This is a genomic window from Bifidobacterium merycicum DSM 6492 (assembly GCF_900129045.1).
Lineage (GTDB): Bacteria > Actinomycetota > Actinomycetes > Actinomycetales > Bifidobacteriaceae > Bifidobacterium > Bifidobacterium merycicum.
Genome location: NZ_FQTX01000002.1, coordinates 259,652 through 281,771 on the forward strand (window position 1 = coordinate 259,652; position 22,120 = coordinate 281,771).

Annotated in this window: 18 protein-coding genes and 1 tRNA gene; 11 read left to right on the top strand and 8 right to left on the bottom strand. The window is 58.3% G+C overall.

Going from position 1 to position 22,120, the window contains the following annotated elements; translation table 11 throughout:
- Positions 1-58: 58 nt before the first annotated feature.
- Positions 59-937 (bottom strand): ABC transporter ATP-binding protein, encoded by an 879-nt coding sequence (locus tag BUB29_RS03640; protein WP_033521729.1) that lies wholly within the window; start codon positions 935-937, stop codon positions 59-61.
- A gap of 840 nt (positions 938-1,777) precedes the next feature.
- Positions 1,778-2,965: a metal ABC transporter solute-binding protein, Zn/Mn family gene (locus BUB29_RS03645; protein WP_051914867.1), complete on the bottom strand. Its 1,188-nt coding sequence runs from the start codon at positions 2,963-2,965 to the stop codon at positions 1,778-1,780.
- A gap of 107 nt (positions 2,966-3,072) precedes the next feature.
- On the opposite strand from BUB29_RS03645, the gene BUB29_RS03650 reads away from it, so the two are divergent.
- The 6 genes from BUB29_RS03650 to pyk all read left to right on the top strand — a co-directional run bounded on the left by BUB29_RS03650 (position 3,073) and on the right by pyk (position 11,712).
- Positions 3,073-3,960 carry a bifunctional methylenetetrahydrofolate dehydrogenase/methenyltetrahydrofolate cyclohydrolase gene (locus BUB29_RS03650; RefSeq protein WP_033521727.1) on the top strand — a complete coding sequence of 296 codons (888 nt, stop codon included), beginning with the start codon at positions 3,073-3,075 and terminating at the stop codon, positions 3,958-3,960.
- A 155-nt stretch (positions 3,961-4,115) separates the two neighbouring features.
- Positions 4,116-5,588, top strand: coding sequence for a 30S ribosomal protein S1 (gene rpsA, locus BUB29_RS03655; protein ID WP_033521725.1), 1,473 nt, complete (start codon positions 4,116-4,118; stop codon positions 5,586-5,588).
- 222 nt (positions 5,589-5,810) lie between these two features.
- On the top strand, positions 5,811-6,422 hold the full coding sequence (gene coaE, locus BUB29_RS03660) for a dephospho-CoA kinase (protein WP_033521723.1): 612 nt from the start codon (positions 5,811-5,813) through the stop codon (positions 6,420-6,422).
- A 21-nt stretch (positions 6,423-6,443) separates the two neighbouring features.
- Positions 6,444-8,555, top strand: coding sequence for an excinuclease ABC subunit UvrB (gene uvrB, locus BUB29_RS03665; protein WP_033521721.1), 2,112 nt, complete (start codon positions 6,444-6,446; stop codon positions 8,553-8,555).
- Between the two features lie 140 nt (positions 8,556-8,695).
- Positions 8,696-9,712: a TerC family protein gene (locus BUB29_RS03670; protein WP_051914902.1), complete on the top strand. Its 1,017-nt coding sequence runs from the start codon at positions 8,696-8,698 to the stop codon at positions 9,710-9,712.
- Positions 9,713-10,266: 554 nt separating this feature from the next.
- The gene (gene pyk, locus BUB29_RS03675; RefSeq protein WP_033521719.1) at positions 10,267-11,712 is read left to right on the top strand and encodes a pyruvate kinase; all 1,446 of its coding nucleotides are present in this window, start codon (positions 10,267-10,269) and stop codon (positions 11,710-11,712) included.
- Positions 11,713-12,010: 298 nt separating this feature from the next.
- On the opposite strand, the gene BUB29_RS03680 is transcribed toward pyk, so the two are convergent.
- On the bottom strand, positions 12,011-12,625 hold the full coding sequence (locus BUB29_RS03680) for an NUDIX domain-containing protein (protein ID WP_033521717.1): 615 nt from the start codon (positions 12,623-12,625) through the stop codon (positions 12,011-12,013).
- A 374-nt stretch (positions 12,626-12,999) separates the two neighbouring features.
- On the opposite strand from BUB29_RS03680, the gene BUB29_RS03685 reads away from it, so the two are divergent.
- The 3 genes from BUB29_RS03685 (at position 13,000) to BUB29_RS03695 (ending at position 17,295) form a co-directional block, all read left to right on the top strand.
- The gene (locus BUB29_RS03685; protein WP_143155139.1) at positions 13,000-14,055 is read left to right on the top strand and encodes a hypothetical protein; all 1,056 of its coding nucleotides are present in this window, start codon (positions 13,000-13,002) and stop codon (positions 14,053-14,055) included.
- A 233-nt stretch (positions 14,056-14,288) separates the two neighbouring features.
- A tRNA-Leu gene (locus tag BUB29_RS03690) sits at positions 14,289-14,362 on the top strand.
- 527 nt (positions 14,363-14,889) lie between these two features.
- On the top strand, positions 14,890-17,295 hold the full coding sequence (locus BUB29_RS03695; RefSeq protein WP_143155140.1) for a cell division protein ZapB: 2,406 nt from the start codon (positions 14,890-14,892) through the stop codon (positions 17,293-17,295).
- 53 nt (positions 17,296-17,348) lie between these two features.
- Here BUB29_RS03695 and bcp read toward each other — a convergent pair whose 3' ends face one another.
- Both bcp and BUB29_RS03705 read right to left on the bottom strand, forming a co-directional pair.
- Positions 17,349-17,897 carry a thioredoxin-dependent thiol peroxidase gene (bcp, locus tag BUB29_RS03700; protein WP_033521711.1) on the bottom strand — a complete coding sequence of 183 codons (549 nt, stop codon included), beginning with the start codon at positions 17,895-17,897 and terminating at the stop codon, positions 17,349-17,351.
- Positions 17,898-18,007: 110 nt separating this feature from the next.
- On the bottom strand, positions 18,008-18,442 hold the full coding sequence (locus tag BUB29_RS03705; RefSeq protein WP_143155141.1) for a hypothetical protein: 435 nt from the start codon (positions 18,440-18,442) through the stop codon (positions 18,008-18,010).
- Between the two features lie 275 nt (positions 18,443-18,717).
- Here BUB29_RS03705 and BUB29_RS03710 point away from each other — a divergent pair, with 275 nt between their 5' ends.
- Positions 18,718-19,284 (top strand): GNAT family N-acetyltransferase, encoded by a 567-nt coding sequence (locus BUB29_RS03710; protein ID WP_033521708.1) that lies wholly within the window; start codon positions 18,718-18,720, stop codon positions 19,282-19,284.
- 30 nt (positions 19,285-19,314) lie between these two features.
- On the opposite strand, the gene BUB29_RS03715 is transcribed toward BUB29_RS03710, so the two are convergent.
- Complete coding sequence (locus tag BUB29_RS03715; RefSeq protein WP_033521706.1) at positions 19,315-19,593, bottom strand: hypothetical protein; 279 nt, start codon at positions 19,591-19,593, stop codon at positions 19,315-19,317.
- Positions 19,594-19,720: 127 nt separating this feature from the next.
- Positions 19,721-20,464, bottom strand: coding sequence for a hypothetical protein (locus tag BUB29_RS03720; RefSeq protein ID WP_033521705.1), 744 nt, complete (start codon positions 20,462-20,464; stop codon positions 19,721-19,723).
- 261 nt (positions 20,465-20,725) lie between these two features.
- Here BUB29_RS03720 and BUB29_RS03725 point away from each other — a divergent pair, with 261 nt between their 5' ends.
- On the top strand, positions 20,726-21,019 hold the full coding sequence (locus tag BUB29_RS03725) for a hypothetical protein (protein ID WP_033521703.1): 294 nt from the start codon (positions 20,726-20,728) through the stop codon (positions 21,017-21,019).
- A gap of 201 nt (positions 21,020-21,220) precedes the next feature.
- Here the strand turns inward: BUB29_RS03725 and BUB29_RS03730 are convergent, their stop codons facing one another.
- Entirely contained in the window at positions 21,221-21,922 is a 702-nt protein-coding gene (locus BUB29_RS03730; protein WP_033521701.1) for an HAD domain-containing protein, read from the bottom strand.
- Between the last annotated feature and the right edge of the window lie 198 nt (positions 21,923-22,120).

Genomic DNA, 22,120 nt, shown 5'->3' on the forward strand with positions numbered 1-22,120 from the left:
GACTGTTCCGCGTTCGGATTCGCTTCGTCGTGAACACTACACGCGGCGTCTGCGCGGGTTATCGCGTTCCGCGCTCGCCATCGTGGCTGGCCTGCGTGTGCCGGTGCATGCGTGCGAGCTCGTCGGCGGTGTGCATGTCCTGGGTGCCGTCGTCCGGTTCGTCGGGGGTGGGGGTGACGAACATGTCGCCTTGGGGTGTGGTGACCACCTGCACGTTGGTGCCGTACAGGTGGGTGAGCAGCTTGGAATCGAGGACCTGGCGCATGTCGGCGTAGTGCGGGTGGCCGTCGAGCAGGTAGACGGCGCCGGTGAGGATAGGCAGCAGCATGTTGAGGTCGTGTGCGACCACTTGAATGGTCATGTCGAGTTCGCGGTTGAGCTGGTTGAGCAGATGTGCCACGGAACGTTGCGAGGCAAGGTCGAGGTTGGCGAGCGGCTCGTCGAGCATGAGCAGTTTCGGATCGGAGGCGATGGCCTGGGCGATGGCCACGCGCTGACGCAGGCCTCCGGAGAGTTCGGACAGGCGGAATTTCGCCTTGTCCGCGATGCCGACGAATTCCATGGCCTGGTAGGCTTTGGCGCGCTGGGCGCGGGTGGTGGGGTGCAGGCCGAATCGGGTGCCGGTGAGCCCCAGTAGCACCGATTGTTCGGCGGTGAGGTTCGATTCGATGTCGGCCGCGTAGTTCTGCGGGACGTAGCCGATGGACTTGTTGGCCTGTCCGGCCGGGACGCCGAGGACGGTCACGGTGCCGTGGGATAGGGGCAGCAGGCCGAGTTCCACTTTCATCATGGTGGTTTTGCCCGCGCCGTTCGTGCCGACGATAGCGGTCACCGATCCGGTGGGGATGGCGAAGGTGCCATGCTGCCAGATCGTGCGGTCGCCGCGTCTGACCGCGGCGTCGTTCAGTTCGATGGCATAGGCGGTCTGGTCTGACACGATTGCAGCTCCTTGGCATTGGCGTTCCTGAAGATTCGTATGCTTGGATTATCCCAAACGATGTTGACAATCGTTTTCAATAAGGGAGTGGTGGGGCGCGGAGGGGGAAGGACCCAAGGCTTTAAGGCGGTGACGGTTTCTTCTTGTTGGTGGTGGGGGCGGAGGTGAGGGATTCCGGATGACGTGAGTCGTGATGGCGTCTGGACGTTCGGGCGAACCCTGCGGAAGTTTTGACTGGTGGGCTGTCGGAGATTCACTGGAGGCCATCTCGCTTATATGTGGCAGATTTCACGGGCGCTGATGTGCTAGGTGGCTTATAGATGGCGTCCAATTCGCGAAACCCCGAGTATGAACGCTGGGGTTCCAAGGCGGATACTTGCGGTTTTCCGGATTACATGCCAGCTATAAGCCACCTAGTGAATTCCGGAAGCCGAGATCTGCCACATATAAGCGAGATAGCGGAAGTTGGCGGGGCGACAGTGGATATGGGTGGTGAGATATGGGTGGTGACGATGGTTCTTCACGGGGCGGGATACAGACATCTGTGGAAGTGGGCTTCTACGGACGAAGGCATCTGCGGGCACAGCCGGAACGAAAGGCATTGCTTGCTTCCCCGGAACGCCACCGGAACCGGGCGGCGGCATTCCGGGGAAGCGAACGCCGGCACGCCATCACCGCCTAACCGCATGGCTGCCGGCCGAACACCGTCAGAACGAATCGGCCGCCCCATGCGCCCCGTGCCGCTCCGCGCAAACAACATGCACAAACAACACGGCGGCGGCCGCTCCACACGAACCCGCATGGAATGGCCGCCGCCCATTCGACCAGCGTCAGCCGGCGCTAGTTCTTACCGTCGCCGGTAGTGCCGTCGCTCTTCGTATTGGCCTCGTTGTTGCCGCTCGCGCCGGTATCGCCGGAACCCGAGCACTTCCTGCTCTTGCCGCTCTTGGCGGAATCACCGGCGTCCTTTGAATCCGAAGCGCTACCCGAAGCGTCACCCGAGCCGGCATCCTTCGCATCGTCGCTCTTCGAATCGCCATCCGAATCGGCGTCAGACTCCGAACCGTCCGAACCGTCGCCATCCTCCACAGCACACCCGAACTCCGGGTCAACCGCCGTGGCAATACCATCAACCAACGCCGAAATCCAGTCAGTCAACGACTCATACTCCTTCGGCATCTGCTCACTCACATCCACCACCGGCACCTCCGCCTTACGCGCGGTACCCGTCAACATATTCGTCGCATCCGAAGCCTCCTGCGGATTATTCACTAACATGGAAGCCTTCTTGCCCTCCAACAACTCCTGGAACTCCTGCAAATCACCCGGCGCGACCTCGCCGCCGTTCATCACCGCCTGCAGATACCCCTGAGGAGTCACATCCTTCAACCCCATATCAGACATCAGATAATACGCAACCGACTCAGTCGCCGCATACGCAGCCTTCCCATGCCCCTCCGCGAACTTCCGCATCGTCTCATCCAACGCCTTCTCCTGCTGCTGCCACTGCTTCAACCGCTTCTTGAACGCAGCCTTCTTCGCAGGGCGTGCCTTCGAAAACGCCGCCGTCAACTCCTGCGCCATACTCGAACGGGCGTCCTTCGAAAACCACAGATGCGGATCGTCGCCTTTCGTCGCTCCCACGGTCTGCCCAGCTGAAACCACCGTCACATTACGAGACAACGACTTCGTAGCCCACGAATCATAATCCGCGCCATTGGCCACCACGATCTCCGCCTTACCCAACGCCCGCAAATCCGATGTCTTCGGCTCAAAATCATGCGCATCCACACCAGTCGACGCCAAAACCGACGTCACCCTCACATCATCGCCGCCGATCTGCGCAGCCAACGACCCCCACTGGTTGATCGACGACACCACCGTAATCACACCAGTCTTCTCCACCACCTTAGGCTGAGGATCCGTGGTAGTGCGCCGATTGCCGAAACCACATGCAGCGCTCGCCAGCAGCACTGCGGAGGCGAGCAGTATTGCGGCCCCCTTGCGTATTGCGCGATTCGTTTGCATGGTCACATTCCGCCTTTCTCGTGGCCGTACGTCGAAACAGCCGCTACGATATCCTATCGTAGCGCCCCGCGAACGCGGGTGCGGAAACGACAGAAGAGGGAAGGCGCATGTCCATGAAACTCGACGGCAAGGCAGTGTCCGCACAGATTAAGGATGATTTGCGCGAGCGTGTGGCGAACCTGAAGCGGCAGGGGGCCACGCCGGGCCTTGGAACGCTGCTGGTGGGCAACGACCCCGGTTCGGTCAAATATGTTGCCGGCAAGCACTCCGATTGCGAGGAGGTCGGCATCCGTTCGATCAAACGCGAACTGCCGGAGGATGCGACGTTCGACCAGATCGCGCAGGCCGTGCGCGAACTGAACGATGATCCGGAATGCACCGGGTTCATCGTGCAGATGCCACTGCCGAAGGGGATCGATACGAACGCGATCATCGGCATGATCGACCCGGCTAAGGACGCGGATGGCATGCACCCATACAATCTGGGCGAACTGGTGCTGCATGTGCGTGGGGACGTGTCCACGCCGCTGCCGTGCACGCCGCGCGGCATCATCGAATTGTTCAAGGCGTACGGCATCGATCTTGACGGCAAGGAGGTGTGCGTGCTTGGGCGTGGCATCACCGTCGGGCGTACGATCGGTCTGCTACTCGCCAGCCGTGGTGTGAACGCCACGGTGACTCTGTGCCACACCGGTACTAAGGACGTGCATAAGCATATGCGCAGGGCGGACGTGATCGTGGCGGCCATGGGCGTTGCGGGATTCGTCAAGCCGGAGGATGTGAAGGACGGTGCCGTTCTGGTAGACGTGGGTGTGAGCCGCGTGTTCGATGAGGAAGCCGGCCGCTACCGTATCAAGGGCGATGTTGACAAGGCCTGTTACGAGAAAAGCGCCGCGTACACGCCGAATCCGGGCGGCGTGGGGCCGATGACCCGAGCCATGCTGCTGGCCAATGTCGTGGAGGCCGCCGAACGGCAGGTTGCGGCACGCGCATGAAAGGTGCGACACGCCTAGAATTTTGGGGCTGGGTGCCTGTAGACTGAATATCTGTGTGTGCACGCGGGATTATGTCTGCATGGCACCTGTTCGTGCGTACAGCCAAAACTGAATATCGAGTAATATCCACCAACTATAAGAAACCATTTATTTATATGGCACAGAACAATAACGAAGTCGCCAAGGTCGCCATCAACGACATCGGCACCGAAGAGGACTTCATCAAGGCAGTCGATTCCACCATCAAGAACTTCGACGATGGTGATCTGGTTGAAGGTACCGTCGTTAAGATCGATCACGACGAGGTGCTCCTGGATATCGGCTACAAGACCGAAGGTGTGATTCCTTCCCGCGAACTTTCCATCAAGAAGGACGTGGATCCGGACGAGGTCGTCGAGGTCGGCGACACCGTCGAGGCCCTTGTCGTCACCAAGGAAGACAAGGAAGGCCGTCTGATTCTTTCCAAGAAGCGTGCACAGTACGAGCGCGCTTGGGGCGATATCGAGAAGATCAAGGAAGCCGATGGTGTCGTCGAGGGCACTGTTATCGAAGCTGTCAAGGGCGGCCTGATCGTCGACATCGGTCTGCGTGGCTTCCTGCCGGCATCCCTGGTCGAAATGCGTCGCGTGCGCGACCTGTCCCCGTACATCGGCCAGAAGATCGAAGCCAAGATCCTCGAGCTCGACAAGAACCGCAACAACGTCGTTCTGTCCCGTCGCCAGTACCTGGAAGAGACCCAGTCCGAAGTTCGCGAGACCTTCCTCTCCCAGCTCAAGAAGGGCCAGATCCGCGAAGGCGTCGTGTCCTCCATCGTCAACTTCGGCGCGTTCGTCGATCTCGGTGGTGTTGACGGCCTGATCCACGTTTCCGAGCTTTCCTGGAAGCACATCGATCACCCGTCTGAGGTCGTCAAGGTCGGCGACAAGGTCACCGTCGAGGTGCTCGACGTCGATCTCGACCGTGAGCGCATCTCCCTGTCCCTGAAGGCGACCCAGGAGGATCCGTGGCAGCGCTTCGCTCGCACCCACGTTCCCGGCCAGATCGTCAAGGGCAAGGTCACCAAGATCGTCCAGTTCGGCGTGTTCATCTCCGTCGAAGACGGCATCGAGGGCCTGGTGCACATCTCCGAGCTCGCCAACCGTCACGTCGAGAACCCGGAGACCGTGGTCAAGCCGGGCGAGACCGTGTTCGTCAAGGTGATCGACGTCGATCTCGATCGTCGTCGCATCTCCCTGTCCCTCAAGCAGGCCAACGACTCCGTTGACCCGGCTTCCGAGGACTTCGATCCGGCTCTGTACGGCATGCCGGCAGAGTACGACGAGGAGGGCAACTACAAGTACCCCGAAGGCTTCGACCCGAACACCAACGAGTGGCTCGCCGGTTACGAGAAGCAGCGTGAAGAGTGGGAATCCCAGTATGCCGCTGCTCACGACCTGTGGGAAGAGCACAAGGAGTTCGTGGCCAAGGAACTCGAGCACGCGGAGGAATCCGCCGCTGCCGACGGCCAGGCTGCCAAGGAAGAGAAGGTCGAAGAGGTGTCCAACTACTCCTCCGAGAGCACTTCCAACGGCACCCTCGCCGATTCCGATCAGCTCGCCGCCCTGCGCGACAAGCTGCTCGGCGAGTGAGCTGACAGCAGTCATTAAGGCTGTACCTGCCAATTAAGTTGCAACATCAGCTTTGAGCTGAACGAGGCCCGACCGGTTATCCGGCCGGGCCTCGTTGCGTTTGGTTGTTCATTTGCGGCGTGTGCTGCGGTGTGTTGCGTAGCAGGGGAACGGCTTGATGTGAGCCCGCGGCGCGTTATGTTCCGTAGGCTTGAGGCGCGGTACGATACCTGTGTGAACGCTATGAGAATCGGATTGACCGGCGGCATCGCCGCGGGGAAAAGCACGGTCGCCGCGCGTCTGCGTGACTTGGGCGCGTGTGTGATCGACTATGATGCACTGGCCCGCGCCGTGGTCGCACCCGGGGGAGCGTCGCTGCCCTTGATCGTCCAGACGTTCGGCGAAGCCGCCCTGAACGCGGACGGCACCCTGAACCGGGCGTGGCTCGCCGAACACGTGTTTGGTCCATCTGCCGAACCGGGTGCGCGCGAACGACTCGATGCCATCGAACACCCGCTCATCTACCGTGAGGCGGAACGTCTCGAACAGGCGGAATCGGACGAACATCCGCATGCGGTCATCGTGCATGACGTCCCGCTGCTCGCCGAAGTCATCGGCACCATCCCGTTCCGTTTCGACCATATCGTCACCGTCGAAGCGCCCGAGGAGACGCGCATCACCCGCATGATCGAAACGCGTGGCATGACGCGCGACCAGGCATGCGACCGCATCAGACATCAATCCAGCGCAGCGCAGCGCCTCGCCATCGCAAGCGACGTCATCGACTCGTCGCAACCATTGGAACAAATGTTCGAACAGGTTGATAGGCTATATGCTCAGTGGAATAACGCGTAACGGTTCGGCAAAGGGGTCATGATGGGATTCAACATCGAACGCACGAATAAGCCGTTTGTGGTCAAATCGCCGTACAAGCCGAGCGGCGACCAGCCCAAGGCCATCGAGGAACTCGCCACCCGCATCGAGAACGGCGAGAACGACGTGGTGCTCATGGGCGCCACGGGCACCGGCAAAACCGCCACCACCGCGTGGCTGATCGAACGGCTGCAACGCCCGACGCTCATCATCGAACCGAACAAGACCCTGGCCGCGCAGCTGTGCGCCGAATTCCGCGAGCTCATGCCCGACAACGCGGTGAGCTATTTCGTCAGCTACTACGACTACTACCAGCCGGAAGCCTACATTCCGCAGACTGATACGTATATCGAGAAGGATTCCAACATCAACGACGATGTGGAGCGTCTGCGCCATGCGGCCACCGCGAACCTGCTCACGAGGCGTGACTGCGTGGTCGTGGCCACCGTCAGCTGCATTTACGGTTTGGGTACGCCAGAGGAGTATGCGGGGCGCATGCTGTTCCTGAGGGAAGGCGACCAGATCGAGCGCGACGATTTGTTGCGTCGCTTCGTGGACATGCAGTACAAGCGCAACGACATCGCGTTCACGCGCGGTACGTTCCGTGTGCGCGGCGACACCGTCGAAATCATCCCCGTATACGAGGAACTGGCCATCCGCATCGAATTCTTCGGCGACGAGATCGACCGTATTTCCACATTGCACCCGTTGACGGGCGACGTGATCGCCCACGAGAGCGAAGTGCATATCTTCCCGGCATCGCATTACGTGGCTGGGCCGGAACGCATGGCCCGTGCGCTGAAAAGCATCCGCGCCGAGCTCGATGACCGCGTGGCCGAGTTGAAGAAGCAGGGCAAGGATCTGGAAGCCCAGCGTCTTTCCATGAGGACCACCTACGATCTGGAAATGCTGACCCAGGTAGGCGTGTGCTCGGGCGTGGAGAACTATTCGAGGCATTTCGACGGCCGTGCGCCGGGCACGCCGCCGCATACGCTGCTCGACTTCTTCCCCGACGATTTCCTGCTGGTCATTGACGAATCGCATGTCACCGTGCCGCAGATCGGCGCGATGTACGAGGGTGACGCGTCCCGTAAGCGCACGCTGGTCGAACATGGGTTCCGTTTGCCGTCGGCGATGGACAATAGGCCGTTGAAATGGCCGGAATTCCTGCAGAGGGTCGGGCAGACCGTGTACCTGTCCGCCACGCCGGGCGACTATGAGATGGGGCTTTCCGACGGGGTGGTCGAGCAGATCATCCGCCCGACCGGTCTGGTCGACCCGAAGATCGAAGTGCGGCCCGTCGAAGGGCAGGTCGACGATCTGCTGGGCGAGATCAAGGCGCGTGTGGAGCGCAACGAGCGTGCGCTGGTCACCACGCTCACCAAGAAGATGGCCGAGGACCTGACGGATTATCTGCTGGAACGCGGCATCAAGGTGGAATACCTGCATTCGGATGTGGATACGCTGCGCCGTGTGGAGCTGCTGCGTATGCTGCGCGAAGGCAAGATCGACGTGATCGTCGGCATCAACCTGCTGCGTGAGGGTCTTGATCTGCCGGAGGTTTCGCTGGTGGCGATCCTCGACGCGGATAAGGAAGGATTCCTGCGTTCCTACCGGTCACTGATCCAGACCATCGGCCGTGCCGCGCGAAACGTGGACGGCACCGTGCTCATGTATGCGGACAACATCACCGAAGCCATGCATGAGGCCATCGATGAGACGAATCGACGCCGTGAGATCCAGATCGCCTACAACAAGGAGCATGGCATTGACCCGAAGCCGTTAATCAAGAAGATCAGCGACGTGAACGACATGCTCGCCAAGGAGGATGTGGATACGCAGACGTTGCTCGAAGGCGGTTACCGCAATGCGGGCAAGGCCGGCAACACGCATCTCGGCGTGCCAGTTCTGGACGAGGACGAGGCGAACAAGCGCCATGAGGAGATTCTCAAGGCCGGCCTGCCCGCACAGGACTTGGCGGGGCTGATCCGCCAGCTTTCCGAACAGATGCATACTGCCGCCGAGCAGTTGCAGTTCGAGCTTGCAGCGCGTCTTCGCGATGAGATCCGCGACTTGAAGAAGGAGCTTCGCCAGATGACGGAAGCCAATAAGTAAGGTTCGGATAGGGCGGGTGGAAGAACGTGGGCTGGGCACAGACTCGGCGAGCATAGGGCAAGCGCGGCGGCATGCAAGTATGTTTCTCCGATTGCGGAGCGCGATGCGTGCCGTCACCGCCAGCCCGTACCATGGTGAGCATGGCTGAAACCCCTCTTGCTTTTGAAATCGCCACATTCGTGGTGCTCGCATTGTTCTTCGTGGTCGATCTTTTCATTATCGGACGTAAACCACACGTCCCCTCCACCAAGGAGTGCGTGCGGCATATCGCATTCTTCATCGTCATGGCGCTGATTTTCGGAGGGCTGATCTGGGCGTTCGCTGGTTCCAAACCTGCCATTGAATTCTATTCCGGTTGGCTCACCGAATATTCGCTGTCCATCGATAACCTGTTCGTGTTCGTCATCATCATGTCGAACTTCGCCGTGCCCAAGCAGATTCAGAAGTACGTGCTGAGCGTGGGCATCACCTTCGCGCTGATCTTCCGCGGCGTGTTCATCCTCATCGGTTCGGCGCTGATCAGCCGTTTCACTTGGGTGTTCTTCATTTTCGGCGCGTTCCTCATCTACACCGCCATCAAGCTCGTCGTGGGCGATGACGATGACGACGAGTACAAGGAGAACGGCGTGATCCGCATGCTGCGCAAGGTCGTGCGCATCAGCGACGAATACGATGGGGAGAAGCTGCGCACCACGCGTGACGGCGTGCGCTACTGGACCCCGATGATGATCGTGTTCCTCGCCATCGGCACCACCGATGTCATGTTCGCCTTCGATTCGATCCCCGCGATCTTCGGCCTGACCAAGGACCCGTTCATCGTGTTCACCTCCAACGTGTTCGCGCTGCTCGGCTTGCAGCAGCTGTACTTCCTGCTCGGCGCGCTACTCGACAAGCTCGTGTATCTGCCTGCCGGCCTGTCCGTCGTGCTGGGCTTTATCGGCGTGAAGCTGGTGCTGGAGGCGCTGCATGAGAACTCGTTGCCGTTCATCAACGGTGGCCAGCCGGTCGCCTGGGCGCCGGAGATTCCCACGTGGGTGTCGCTGGCCGTGATCGTTGTGGCGATCGGAGGCGCGGCGTTGCTGTCCGTGATGAAGATGAGGCAGCTTGACGCGGCTTCCAAGGGAGCCAAGGAAGTCAAGGGAGCCAAGGAAGCGTAGGTTTTTCGCTTTCGCGCTTTTCGGGCGGGTCCGCGTGGGCGGGCCCGCCTTTTCGTATGTGTGGGACGTTATTCGCGGTTGCGTGAGGCTATATGCGCGGCTTTTTGCGGGCGATGTCGACGGTGATATCGACGGATATGCCGTGACGAATTCGAAACGGGCATGCATGCGTAATTCGTATCAATAGGTCGAGGAATATGCGTTCGGCGAAATGGGTGAGGGGAGTGATGGACGTCAAATAAATACTGGACGAATGTTAAGGAAATGTCTATTGAATAGCGACGGAATGGCGGATGAATAGTCGATGGACTTCGTTTGCCGTGGATTTTGGACGCGGGGAAGCCGTTGCCTGCAAGTAGCGTACGGTGTTTGGTGAATCGTTGGAATAATTGGGAAACGCCGTATCGACGGCGAATATGCATATAATTGTTAGCGCTAACATAAAAATTGGATAAAACGGTGTTTGCCACAAAACACGCGAGTAAACTTGCGCGAGGAAGACAAGGTTGTCACCTTGTCCGTTGCAATAACCGCAGTAGTTAAGGAAAAGGCATATGCGTAAAGCCAAGATCGTAGATACCATCGGTCCCGCCACCGAAACCCTCGAAGGTATCACCAGCCTCGTCGAAGCTGGCATGGACGTGGCTCGTCTGAACCGCTCCCACGGCACCCCGGAGGATCACCTCAAGGTGTACAACAACCTGCGTGCGGCTTCCAAGGCTACCGGCCGCAACGTTGCGGCCCTCGTCGACCTGCAGGGTCCGAAGATCCGTTGCGGTTGGTTCAAGAAGAACGCCGAAGGCGAGGACAAGGTCCAGCTGACCGAAGGCCAGGAATTCATCATCACCACCGACGACATCGAAGGCGACGAGCACATCACCTCCACCACCTTCAAGGGTCTGCCGGGCGACTGCCACGCCGGTGATCCGATCCTGATCGACGACGGCAAGGTCCGTCTGGAAGTCACCAAGGTCGAAGGCAACAACGTGCACACCAAGGTCATCGTGGCAGGCCCCGTGTCCAGCCACAAGGGCATCAACCTGCCGGGTGTCGCCGTGTCCCTGCCGGCTCTGACCGAGAAGGACGAAGAGGATCTGCGTTGGGCCATCCGCACCGGCGCCGACATCATCGCCATGTCCTTCGTGCGTTTCGCCACCGACATCGACCGCGCCCATGAGATCATGGACGAGGAAGGTCGTCGCATCCCGGTCGTCGCCAAGATCGAGAAGCCGCAGGCTCTGGAGAACCTCGAAGAGATCGTGAAGGCCTTCGACGGCATCATGGTCGCTCGCGGTGATATGGCCGTCGAGTGCCCGCTCGAAGAGGTCCCGCTGGCTACCAAGCGCTGCATCGAGCTGGCCCGCCAGTATGCCAAGCCGGTCATCGTCGCCACCGAGGTCCTGGGCTCCATGGTGAACTCCCCGGTCCCGACCCGTGCAGAGGCTTCCGACTGCGCCAACGCCGTGCTCGACGGCGCCGACGCCACCATGACCTCCAACGAGACCGCCGTCGGCAAGTACCCGGCAGTCACCGTGAACACCATGTCCCGCATCTCCAACTACGCCACCGAGCACGGCTTCGACCGCATCCCGAAGCTGAGCGATCTGGACATGTCCTCCACCGGCGCCGTTTCCTCCGCCGCCGTGAATCTGGCCTACAAGCTGAACGCCAAGGCCATCGTCGCCTACACCCAGACCGGTTCCACCGTGCACCGCGTCTCCCGTGAGCGTCCGTCCGTCCCGATCTTCGGCATCACCAACAACGAGCACACCTACCACTGGCTGGCTTTGAGCTGGGGCACCGAATCCTTCCTGATCGACGAGGACTACCACGACAAGTCCCGCCGTGACCTGATGGAATTCACCGACAATATCCTGAAGGAAGCCGGTAAGGTCACCGATGGCGACAAGATCGTCGTGCTGAGCTCCGCTCAGGGCGAGCACCAGCCGGGCAGCACCGACAGCATCTACGTGCACACCGTCGGCGCCAGCCAGGAGTGAACGCGAATTGTGCCATACGGCATGACGTCGCGGTGTTGCAATAACCGTGACGATGTGATGCGATAACGCCTCACAAACGCATAATGCGGGTGCCCATCTTCTCGTTAGGGGAGATGGGCACCCGCATTATGCGTTGCATTCCGGTTATGCATATGCGATTGCTTTGCGTTTGCGCTGTGTTTGCGCTGTGTTTGCGTCTCCACACCGCCCGTTACGAATCGCACGGTGACGATGCTGCAGGCCATGCCGGCCGTTGCGGATTCCGACTGAATCGTATGCCGGAAATCAAGCGTCGGAATCAGTTGTCGGAATCAGGCGAATCATGATGGTCCAGCAGACCATCATGCAGACTCAGCAGCGCGACCAGCGACTTCGCATCGAGAATCGTGCCATTGACGACCAGCTGATGCGCCTCCTCCGGCGTCACCAATCGCAAGCCCGGACGCGGCGTTTCAGGGCCGAAATCCGAGATCTGCGTGGGAGTGAGATCGGTCGCATAGAACAGCGACGTGTACTGGGTGGAATAACCGGGCATATCCATGATGCGCGAGAACTGCTGGATCTTTCCGGCTTTGAAACCGGCCTCCTCCTCCAACTTCCGACGGGCGATATCCATAGGGCGATCCGTATGGGACGTGCCATGCCCGCCGGGAATCTCCAGCGTCCACCGATGGGTGGAAAGACGATACTGTTCGACCAACGGAATCCTGCCGTCGTTGGTGATGGCGAGCACCCCTACCGTGTCGCCGTGCTTCACATGGATGAAATCGCGTTCGAAAGGCTTGCCAGCCAACGAGTCGAACGCCACATGATCGATGTTGAAACAATGTGTCTGCAGAATCACCTTGCGTGACATTTCCTGAACCGGGGCGATGCGCCACGGGTCGAATCGCCGATGTGTCTTGTTGCTCATACGATCCTCCTTGCGTGAGCGAACACTTCCATTCTACGGGTGAAACGGTTGCAGGCATTGTGAAGTAATGTGAACGGCTCTGTTTCAGTGGGGACGCGGACGGGGTGCAGCGGGGAGCGGCTGCGGACGGACGGTGATGCGCGGTAGGCGAAAGCCGGAGTCTTGGCCGGGAGCGCCGGAGACGCGACGGGCGCGTTGTTATAACATTGTCAGCATGCTCCGGCGGTTTTATGTTGAAATCATCGGTGCCGTTCGACGTTGAGCGACGCACGGTCTACTCCTTCCCGCATAACCCATATCCGCACCCATATCCACACTCAGATTTCGCAAGGAGCGTGACGGCCATGCGACATTTCTCACGCGGAATGCGACGTATGCCGTGGCGTTGCGACGGTATGGCCACACGATGCGCGGTTCTCGTGCTGGTCCTGCAATTCCTTATGTTGTCCGCCTGTACGCAACGCGCGAACATCGTGAAATTCTCCGACTTCGATCTGACGGATGTGGCGATCGCGATTTCGATGAACTATCAGGTACGGAAAATCGACATCGCGGAGCAGAGGACCATCCAAGAGCGGGACAACCAGCTGCAGCTCGTATGGTATACCCCCGACCTCACGAATATGACCACCATCAACACGAATCGGATGCACGCCATCGCCTCATGCGACGGGCAAGTGTACGGCATCAGGCGGGAAACTCCGGTTCTCGACGACGATTTTCGGCTGAGCCTCGTCGCGCTCACGCCAGACAAGCCTGTTCGGAAAACCGTGTCCGTCAACAATGAGAACCCCAGCTTCGAAGTGCATGATGCGCCCAACGGAGTACCTTGCGCGGCGGGAAGAATATTACTGCTTGAGAGTCTGATCAGTGACCCCGACGAGTCGTTCATTCCCGATGACGAGCCTGGCGACGAGCCCGATGACGAACCCGGCGGATTGCCGCCGCTCAACGCCACGTCCACTTTCAGGGCCGTCATAAAGTGGTGGGATGTCAAAACAGGTGATATTCAGACCATACCCGTTCGTTACCCGGATGGTACGGAACTGGGCGGCGAACGCATCATGGGATTTGAGTATGATCCGTACTGTCTTGATCAGGACGGGCGGATGCTTGTTGTTGATTCGCGGACGGGAACATTGCGAGCCGTCGATTCGCGGACGGGAACGATACTGCAGCAAATACAACCGGCGCTCATCGAAAAGGAAAACAACGGCCACTTCTATCTCCGGGCCACGCGCGACTACGCGTTCCTGTTCTTCAACGCGGTAAGCATCGGCTCATACCTTCCGAAGCTGTTCGTCTACAGGCTCCATGATTTGAAGCCGGTGGCGGATATCACGTTCAGCCCGGCGCTGATACAGCTGATCGATAACGAGCCGAACCTGCATTTCACTGAGTTCGTGCCCAATCCAGCGATTGTGTTCTGAGGTGTATGGTGCCGGGGCGGGAGCATGGCTGTGGGCGGTGGCTCGATGGGATGGGGGGATGGGTGGCTGGTGAGGGAATGCGGGTGACTGTGGGAGACTGCGGTGAGCAGCTGTGATTGGGATGGCGGATGAGGTGCTGAATCGGGTATTGGATTGGATGCTGGCTCGGATGCTGGCAACACGGCGTTGGAATTAATCCGGATTGTGTTGTATACTGCTCAAGGTTCAGATACGCCCCTGTATCCCAATTGGTAGAGGAAGCAGCCTCAAAATCTGCGCAGTGTGGGTTCGAGTCCCACCGGGGGCACCGATTCGACGAACAGCCGCGGCCGGGTATTTCCCGCCGCGGCTTTTTCGTTTTGGGTGCTGCATTACCGTTGCATTAGTCGGGAGGAAACGTTGCTCGGCGCGGGGCGTAGTCGGATGGCGGTCTTTGCCATGCTCGGTTTTCGTGCCGAACGGGTAAGGTTGTGAAGAGTCCGGGTCAGCTATCGTGAACGCATCCCCGTACCTTAACCCGTACGGACGTGAGTGGGCGTTGTAGGCCAGTAGTCGGCCGAAACACTGGAATGTGTGATTGCGTATCCTCATCAAGAGGCTTTGTCCTGTAGCCGACAGTAACGAATGGCTCGGGTTTGATGGGGAAAGCGGCTGATTGTTGCTTTTCCTTTTTCTTATGGAAACTCCTGATGACCAGCGGTCGGTTCTTGAGAACACGGAAAGCGACCGTTACCACGAGATAATCCTGAAGGTGCGGCCGGGCGCCTGCTCGACCACACTATAATCAAATTCAACCGCAATGATGTTAAACGCATCCGATAGAAGGGGGCGGTCGTGAACGAACCTGAAGATGGCATGATTATCCGTGACACATTCGAGTTGTCAGATTTCGTCAACTGGCTACGACGTTCGACCCGTGACCGGATCTGCATACTTGTCTCCGAACGCAAGAACGGACAACCGCTGATCCCAATCAAGCATATTCGTTCCGCAGTCAACGGTCGCGCCCTCGTCGTCGAACTACCCAATCATCTGCAATCCACATCCCGCACAATGCTGGACACCGTCAATCCCTACCTCGGCGCCTCCCGCATCTTCCCGCCCGGCGATTCCTGGTGCACTGATTTCACTCTCGTCCCGTTTATACAACCGCAGCTCACTGAGGATGAATATCTGCGTCAAATCAGCGATTGTATTGACGCCATCGAGCGCCCGCGCGTCGCGCGAACGGAACCGGCGGAGGATTCGTCTCCCTCGGAAGAGACCAGTCTCGCCGATGTTCGTGTCCGCGAGGACATGAAATGGTATCTCATTGATGAAACGCATGTTGACGAATGCGTCGGGTCCATTCTTTCCATGAACCGTGACATTCCGGTGATTCTGGTCTCGAAGTCTCCATGGTATTCCAAACCGTTCATTGATGTGGAAGCGCTGGCAGAGGCCGTGGGTGATGGGGCGATCATCTTCGAAATCAAGGATGAGGCTACGAGCAGACTGCTTTACGACAAGCTGCCTCATTGGGCTCGGGCGTACCATGGGGCGGTCAGATTCATTCCGTTCGACGCCATGGACGCTAATGGTGCCGGAACGAAACTGTGCAGAATCCGCGGTGTCGCGGAAAGCAAGCAGACAGTGGAAGAGCTCGTTGACAGGGTCAATGAGGATCTGTCGTCGAGTGAATACGACAGTTACGGGCTCGATGAATCCGAAACCGACGAAGACTCTGGCAAGAATCGGGGCGTTGCCAACACTGAAAGTGTCGGAACCGAAGACTCCGACAGCGGTAAAACCGATTCCGCATCAGCGGTTCCCAAGAAAAAGCAGGAAAGAAGCTGCGGCTTCTGGAAGCAGGTCGCGCATACGAATGCCTCGGCAACGAAGGCGACGGGAGATATGGTCGAGGCTTATGTGAAGATGATTCTCGAAGGTGATGTTCCCTACGTGCAGATTCCCGGCGAGATGAAATTCCGTAAGGTGAACGTGGCCGGCTTGACACGTGAAGTCGCCGAAGCCTTCGTGAACGCGGGATACGAACCGGAACCGGGCGAAGGGCGCATGTATCCGAGCGACTGGATCCTCTGCGCGGGCCAGCATGTGCGAGGCTGGCTTGATGGCCCCGATGGTTTCATATTGGATGCCGATTGGGTCGCAGCGCAACAGGCGTTGCGGCACTACACGTCCGGGAAAATAGTTGCCGGCGTGGTCACCTTCGTATGTGACGACATGTTCAAACTGATGCTCTACCCGGGGATCGGAGACAATCCGCCTGTAGAAGTGACGATCCAACGCGCCGATTTCCTTTCCGGAACACACATCGCACCAGATACGGACCTGCGTCCCGTGCTGCACAAAGGTCAGGCCATCGCGGTAAAAATCATCTCGCGTGAACGGCGTGACATCCTTCCGGACGACGAATGGCTATGCGCGCTACCATCCCAAAACGAAACCGAAGTAGTGGAGGAACCGCCAAGCTTGCTGCCCGACGGTCCAAGCTGGCTTTGGATCAATCCCAAACTTATTGCCACCATCCCGCACAAGGGAAAGGAAAACAAACAATCCGGCGGCAGCAATCCATTCGCATATATGCCGTTCATGCGATCCAAACAAACGCTCACAGCGGTCCCGTTCAAGGACCTTCTCGAATCAACGGCAACACTGGCCTCCGCGCACGAAACAATGCGCACGCTATACGAGCAGCTCGCAGACAGCCAGCAAAGAAACGAAAAACTCGAACAGGAAAACAAGCGACTCAACGGCAAAAACCAGAAACTCAGAGAGCAAAGCAAAGGAGCAGCAAAAATGCTAGACGATACCAACCCGATTACCTCATTCGAAGGGCACTTCGACACCTTGCAGGAAGAACTCGACTGGATGATACGAGCTCAGTCTCTTTTGCAATTCACCACAGCGGAGCGAGCCAAACGACCACTGGACGACTGGTCATATGGCCCGAACTTCTTTGATTCGCTACGCGAATGCGAACACGGCAACATGTCACACGCATCACTGATACGCACAATGGTGTTCGTCCTCATGGGCAATGAGGCGACGCAAAAAGGCCTGCAACAGCATCGACTCCGCGAAGGGCGCGGCGGCGATGACGCGGACCGCTTGGACGAGGAAGGCAACGTGATCTACAGAGTGACGGTGCACGGACAATATCGCCTGCACTACACGCGAGACGCTGTCAACCACGTGAAATTCCTATCCGTCAACACCCATGACGAATTACTGAGATGACCAACTGCATGCGCCGGTGGGCTTGACTCTCCGCCAAACAGAGGGACTCAAACCTACCGCCGCAGCCACTCCTGATCATCAAGCTTGTCCAACGCCCGCAGCAACGAATCAACATGCCCCTTCGCACGCACGTTGTACCGGGCGACACGAATCACACCCTCACCATCAATCACGAAAGTCGAACGGATCACACCCTCACGAACCTTGCCATACAACTTCTTCTCACCATACGCACCATACAAACGATGCGCGGTCAGATCAGGATCCGACAACAGCGGGAACGTCAGATGATCGCGCTCGCGGAATCGGACGAGCTTGTCCAATCGGTCCTTCGATACGCCGAACACGGTGAATCCGCGGGAGGAGAGGCGTGCGAGATTGTCACGGAAGTCGCATGCTTCGGTGGTGCAGCCGGGGGTCATCGCCGCCGGGTAGAAATACAGGATGATGTTCTTGCCATGCAATGCGGAAAGTGTGACGGTGTCGCCGGTGTCGGAGGGGAGTGTGAAATCCGGTGCCGCTTGGCCTGCTTCGAGTCGCGCGGGAGCGGGAACGGGTGCGGATTGGGTTGCTGGGGTTGTTGGCGGATTAATGCCGGTCATGATCGTCTCCTTGCTGTTCCTTGAGTCGCGGGTGACGGTTGAACGGCGGTTAAGCGGCGGTTAAGCGGCGCGATGATTCGTTTGTCACATCAGGCGTCCGCAATCAGGCGTCATCCGTTAGCTAACAACAGCGACAGCTGTGTTTTAACGCTAATGATAGCCATGCTTTTGAAATTATCGAGAAGAAAACATAGGGATATGTAGCTGAGTATCATGACGGCACCGCAGATGACGGGGTGGCTACTGAGTCCTTGGCCGATGCTCAGAAGGGCTTTGCGGATATGCGAGGGCTCCTTGCTGGTGGTTCGGCTTTCGCCTTCCATGATTGATGCCAGCCTCTCATAGGCTGGAAGGAGCTCTTTCCTCCTGTACACCCGGAGTATGTCGATCAGAAGCAATATCGCGAATGCGGCGAGGATGACCGTGATATAGCTGAAGACTATGTCGACTTGGTTTTCCAGTTCCTGCTTCAACTTGGGAATCAATGCTTTCTGCTGGGCGATGAGTTCGCCCCTGGATTCACCGGCTTGTTGCATCTTCGCCATGAGATCCCGTAAAAGACGAGGTCGCGCCATTCATGTGCGTCCGCCAGATTGTGATTCCATGTCATAGTGCATACACGGGCATAGAAATCTGATACCAGAACGCTAATTACTATACAATTCCAGTTCTTTTGACTAGTTTTCATATATTCAAAGGTGCGAAACCGCATACGTGGTTTTCATGGATTGCGTGAATATGCTTACAGTGAACATCGCGAGCGTTGAATACTGTTTGTCTGTTTGCGATGCCATCGCCAGCGCGTGGTAGGGTGTCGGGCATGACTGAGGTGTTGACTACCGAACGTTTGACCCTGCGTCCCTGGAAGGTCGGGGATGCCGATGAGACACGCGTCTTGTTCTCGTTGGCTTCCAATCCACATATCGGTCCGAGGGCGGGTTGGCCGGCGCATCGCAGTGTTGAGGATAGTGCTGCGATCATTCGCGGTGTGCTCTCTACCGATGAAACCTATGCGGTCGTGCTTTCCGCGACCGGCGAGCCGGTAGGCAGCATCGGACTCAAGCCGTTGTCCGGCATCATCGCACCCAGCGCCGAGGAGAACCGGGGTGCGTTGGAGATCGGTTACTGGATTGGTGAACCGTACTGGGGTAGGGGATTGGTTCCCGAAGCAGCCCGGGAGCTGATGCGGTACGGGTTCGAGGATTTGGGGCTCGAAGCGATCTGGGGTACGCACGACGTAAACAACAAGCAGTCTTCGCGGGTGATGGACAAGCTCGGTCTGCGAATCGTGCGCACGCGTGACCATGTGTATTTCCCACTGATCGACGAATACCATGACGAGGCGATCCGTCGTATCACGCGTGCCCAATGGGAGCATGAGCGCTGAACGTCCCATCGACCACATCGAGGCACTGATCTACGCACCCAAATGCGTGACGTGATCGAGGTAACAGCGCAACGCCAGCTTGTATTTGTCCCAGTCCTCTGCCGGATTGGGCACATTGATGTTGGCATCCATCGCGTCGATCACATAATGCAGGTACAGCAGGTAGTGGCGTGCACAAAGCTGCTTCTCGTAATGCACATTCAAGTCGTCGCAGTCAAGCCAGGAGATGCGGTATTCCGCCTTCCCCTCGCACTCCCCATACCAGTAATCGTACTGGCGATCCTCGTCATCATGATGATCATCGGGCAAAGCGATCGGAGGGAAGTCCCGGTGACGCTTTCGCCTTCAACAGCATCGAACATGAACGTGATTCGGGTGAGGGGCATCTCCTGGGACTTGGTGCGCTCAATCAGCGGCGAACGGGTAATGGTACAGGTCATTTGTGCTCCTTCTTCTGGTTGTTGTCGTACAAGGAACCGCAAATACGGTTCAGCTGTTCTTCCAGCGCAAGAATCTCCGACATCATGTCGCATTCATCAACCGGACTGTCATCGAACAGCTTCGGATAACGTCCCATAAGTTCAGACAGCGAGATGCCATCCACGACCGAAGTCTCCATGCCCCAACCGCTGCTCCACTGATTGATGATGATGGCGGACTGGTCGGGAAGCAGAAGAACATTGCCCGTCGTCCGATCGTGCAACAGCAGAAGCATGGGGTCGTATTCGTCATACCTATCGTCGGAGATGAGCCCGTTTTCAACAAGCTCCTCGTAATGCGCGGTGGCCCAATGGGAATTGGACAGTTCCCTGCTCTCAATAGATCGACCATTCTTGCCAACGTCGAACGTCGCGAATTCGTAGGAGAAGGTTTGCATGTTGATCGGCTGATTCTCGCGCATTTCGTCCATGGTTGCGGCCTCCCAGCATTGCTGGAGATCGGCCACAGGTCGTTCCCTTTCATTGTCCGGCTGACTGTAGAGAGGCATATAACGCTTGAAATAGCGGCGCGATGATACGCAGTAACGGATGCAGACGGGGCGAATCACCTCATAGCAGGCGGCAAGGAAACCGATGTTGTCAATCTGCTCCTGGACGTGTTCGACGGCATCGTGCATCGTCGCGTTGCCAACCCAAACGATATAGCTGCTGGACGATTCCGTATTGACCGCGGTGTTCATATTCGCATGTTCCTTTCTGCAAACAGTGGACGCACTCCCATACATGCGTCCCGCCTGCCTTGCTGGCCTCTTTCGGTTTTTACCGGTTTCCGCCGGGCTTCATCGGCCTCTACTTCGTATAACCGGACAAATGATTCGTGTCTTAGAACGTTTTGAAGGAATGCCGACTGATGCCGTTCGGGACGCATGACACAGGATGCCGGCGAATTGTCCGGTTAATACCTGATGTAAGGAACAACGACCTCATGAAAGGGGATTGGAATGGCATATCGTGAAGGCGCACAGCCCGGAGGAATTGAGTACGCGATCCGTCGCGATGAGGACGGTGCGTACTTCTTCGACGCGGACCTTGACGGCCGTGACACGTCCTGGGAGTTCGATGCGGAGAACGCCGTCTGGTTCGAGGACAAGGACCAGCTGGAAGGCTGCGCGATCATCAACGGTTTGGCCGGTGATGACGACGGGCTTCGGGACGGCCTGAAGATCGTGTCGCGCGAATGGTACTACGAGGAGGATCTCATCCCCGACGAGGATGATGACGATCCGTACTGGTGACCGGTACTGTTCCGAGGTGGTGTGTGCCGGTTTGCGCTGAGCCGCTTGCCGGTTCCGACACCTGAAAGGCGGGCGATTGGAGGAACGGATTCCCGCAATCGCTCGCCTTACGTATGCCGTATGGGAACAAAAAGACAGTGGTTGGGGCGGAAAATAGCGGCATGTTGTTTTCCGCCGTTGCCCCATCTCCGGTTTCGTCTTTCAGAAACCGTGATGGATGTTCTGCGTCGCGCAGGAGGGTTCCATATCAAATGTGACGGCGCTGAACTGTTCCGGCTGACGGACGAACGTGTCAATCAGCTTCCACTGGCGGCGGCTGATGCCGATGCGGTAATCCGGGCGGATCATGAGAATCGGCGCTTTCGGTTGCAGCTCCTCCAGTTGCCGTGCCCGCTGCGCGGTGCATTCGTCATCGTCGATCCAGACGAGCGGAGCCGGCCTGTCCATGCGGTTTTCGATGTTGGCATGGCGCAGAATCGTCTGCCATTTGCCGGTGCCGCGCCACGCGTTCGTAATCGGATCGTACCAGGTGACGACTTCCACCAGCTGGGGATCCCAGCCGAGCAGCGGGTCGAGTTGTTGCTCGCAGTATGGCTGCCAGGTGGACAGCCAGTAGAGTTCCGCAAGGCCATCTGCCGCAAGCCGGTACATGGCATCGGACAGCTCGCTCGACCAGTGGATGCGCCACGAGCCTTCGGGCGTGTGCGCCACCTCGTTGCCGTCCGTGTGGAATGCGTTCGCCGGGTCATACAGCTTCGCGTACGGGCTGTCGGGTTTCGCCCATGACAGTACCTTGTTCACTCCGCCGCGGCGCAGCACCTTGCTGTCGGGGAACGTGTTGAGTACGCCGTCGAAATCCGTGAAGATCACAGGTCTCGAGAATGCTGTCCGATTCTTCGCCATTGCGGCTCACTCTTCCTTTCCGCTTGTCTGACCCCTTCTCCTGTCTGAAGGAATCTTAGCCTGCCCGTATAAGGGCATGTCATATCTAACCGGACAAACTAACTGGACAAAAGCGTGCGGGGCCGCGTCCCATTTTCAGACAGAATTAGCTGGATTCTGTCTGATTCTGGGAAAGCGGTCGGGGCTGCGTCCTCGTTT

Excerpts from the sequence above, each read along its gene's own strand:
- BUB29_RS03645 (WP_051914867.1), bottom strand. The coding sequence starts at position 2,965 with ATGCAAACGAATCGCGCAATACGCAAGGGGGCCGCAATACTGCTCGCC.
- BUB29_RS03650 (WP_033521727.1), top strand. The coding sequence starts at position 3,073 with ATGTCCATGAAACTCGACGGCAAGGCAGTGTCCGCACAGATTAAGGAT.
- rpsA (WP_033521725.1), top strand. The coding sequence starts at position 4,116 with ATGGCACAGAACAATAACGAAGTCGCCAAGGTCGCCATCAACGACATC.
- coaE (WP_033521723.1), top strand. The coding sequence starts at position 5,811 with ATGAGAATCGGATTGACCGGCGGCATCGCCGCGGGGAAAAGCACGGTC.
- uvrB (WP_033521721.1), top strand. The coding sequence starts at position 6,444 with ATGGGATTCAACATCGAACGCACGAATAAGCCGTTTGTGGTCAAATCG.
- BUB29_RS03670 (WP_051914902.1), top strand. The coding sequence starts at position 8,696 with ATGGCTGAAACCCCTCTTGCTTTTGAAATCGCCACATTCGTGGTGCTC.
- pyk (WP_033521719.1), top strand. The coding sequence starts at position 10,267 with ATGCGTAAAGCCAAGATCGTAGATACCATCGGTCCCGCCACCGAAACC.
- BUB29_RS03680 (WP_033521717.1), bottom strand. The coding sequence starts at position 12,625 with ATGAGCAACAAGACACATCGGCGATTCGACCCGTGGCGCATCGCCCCG.
- BUB29_RS03685 (WP_143155139.1), top strand. The coding sequence starts at position 13,000 with ATGCCGTGGCGTTGCGACGGTATGGCCACACGATGCGCGGTTCTCGTG.
- bcp (WP_033521711.1), bottom strand. The coding sequence starts at position 17,897 with ATGACCGGCATTAATCCGCCAACAACCCCAGCAACCCAATCCGCACCC.
- BUB29_RS03705 (WP_143155141.1), bottom strand. The coding sequence starts at position 18,442 with ATGGCGAAGATGCAACAAGCCGGTGAATCCAGGGGCGAACTCATCGCC.
- BUB29_RS03710 (WP_033521708.1), top strand. The coding sequence starts at position 18,718 with ATGACTGAGGTGTTGACTACCGAACGTTTGACCCTGCGTCCCTGGAAG.
- BUB29_RS03720 (WP_033521705.1), bottom strand. The coding sequence starts at position 20,464 with ATGAACACCGCGGTCAATACGGAATCGTCCAGCAGCTATATCGTTTGG.
- BUB29_RS03725 (WP_033521703.1), top strand. The coding sequence starts at position 20,726 with ATGGCATATCGTGAAGGCGCACAGCCCGGAGGAATTGAGTACGCGATC.
- BUB29_RS03730 (WP_033521701.1), bottom strand. The coding sequence starts at position 21,922 with ATGGCGAAGAATCGGACAGCATTCTCGAGACCTGTGATCTTCACGGAT.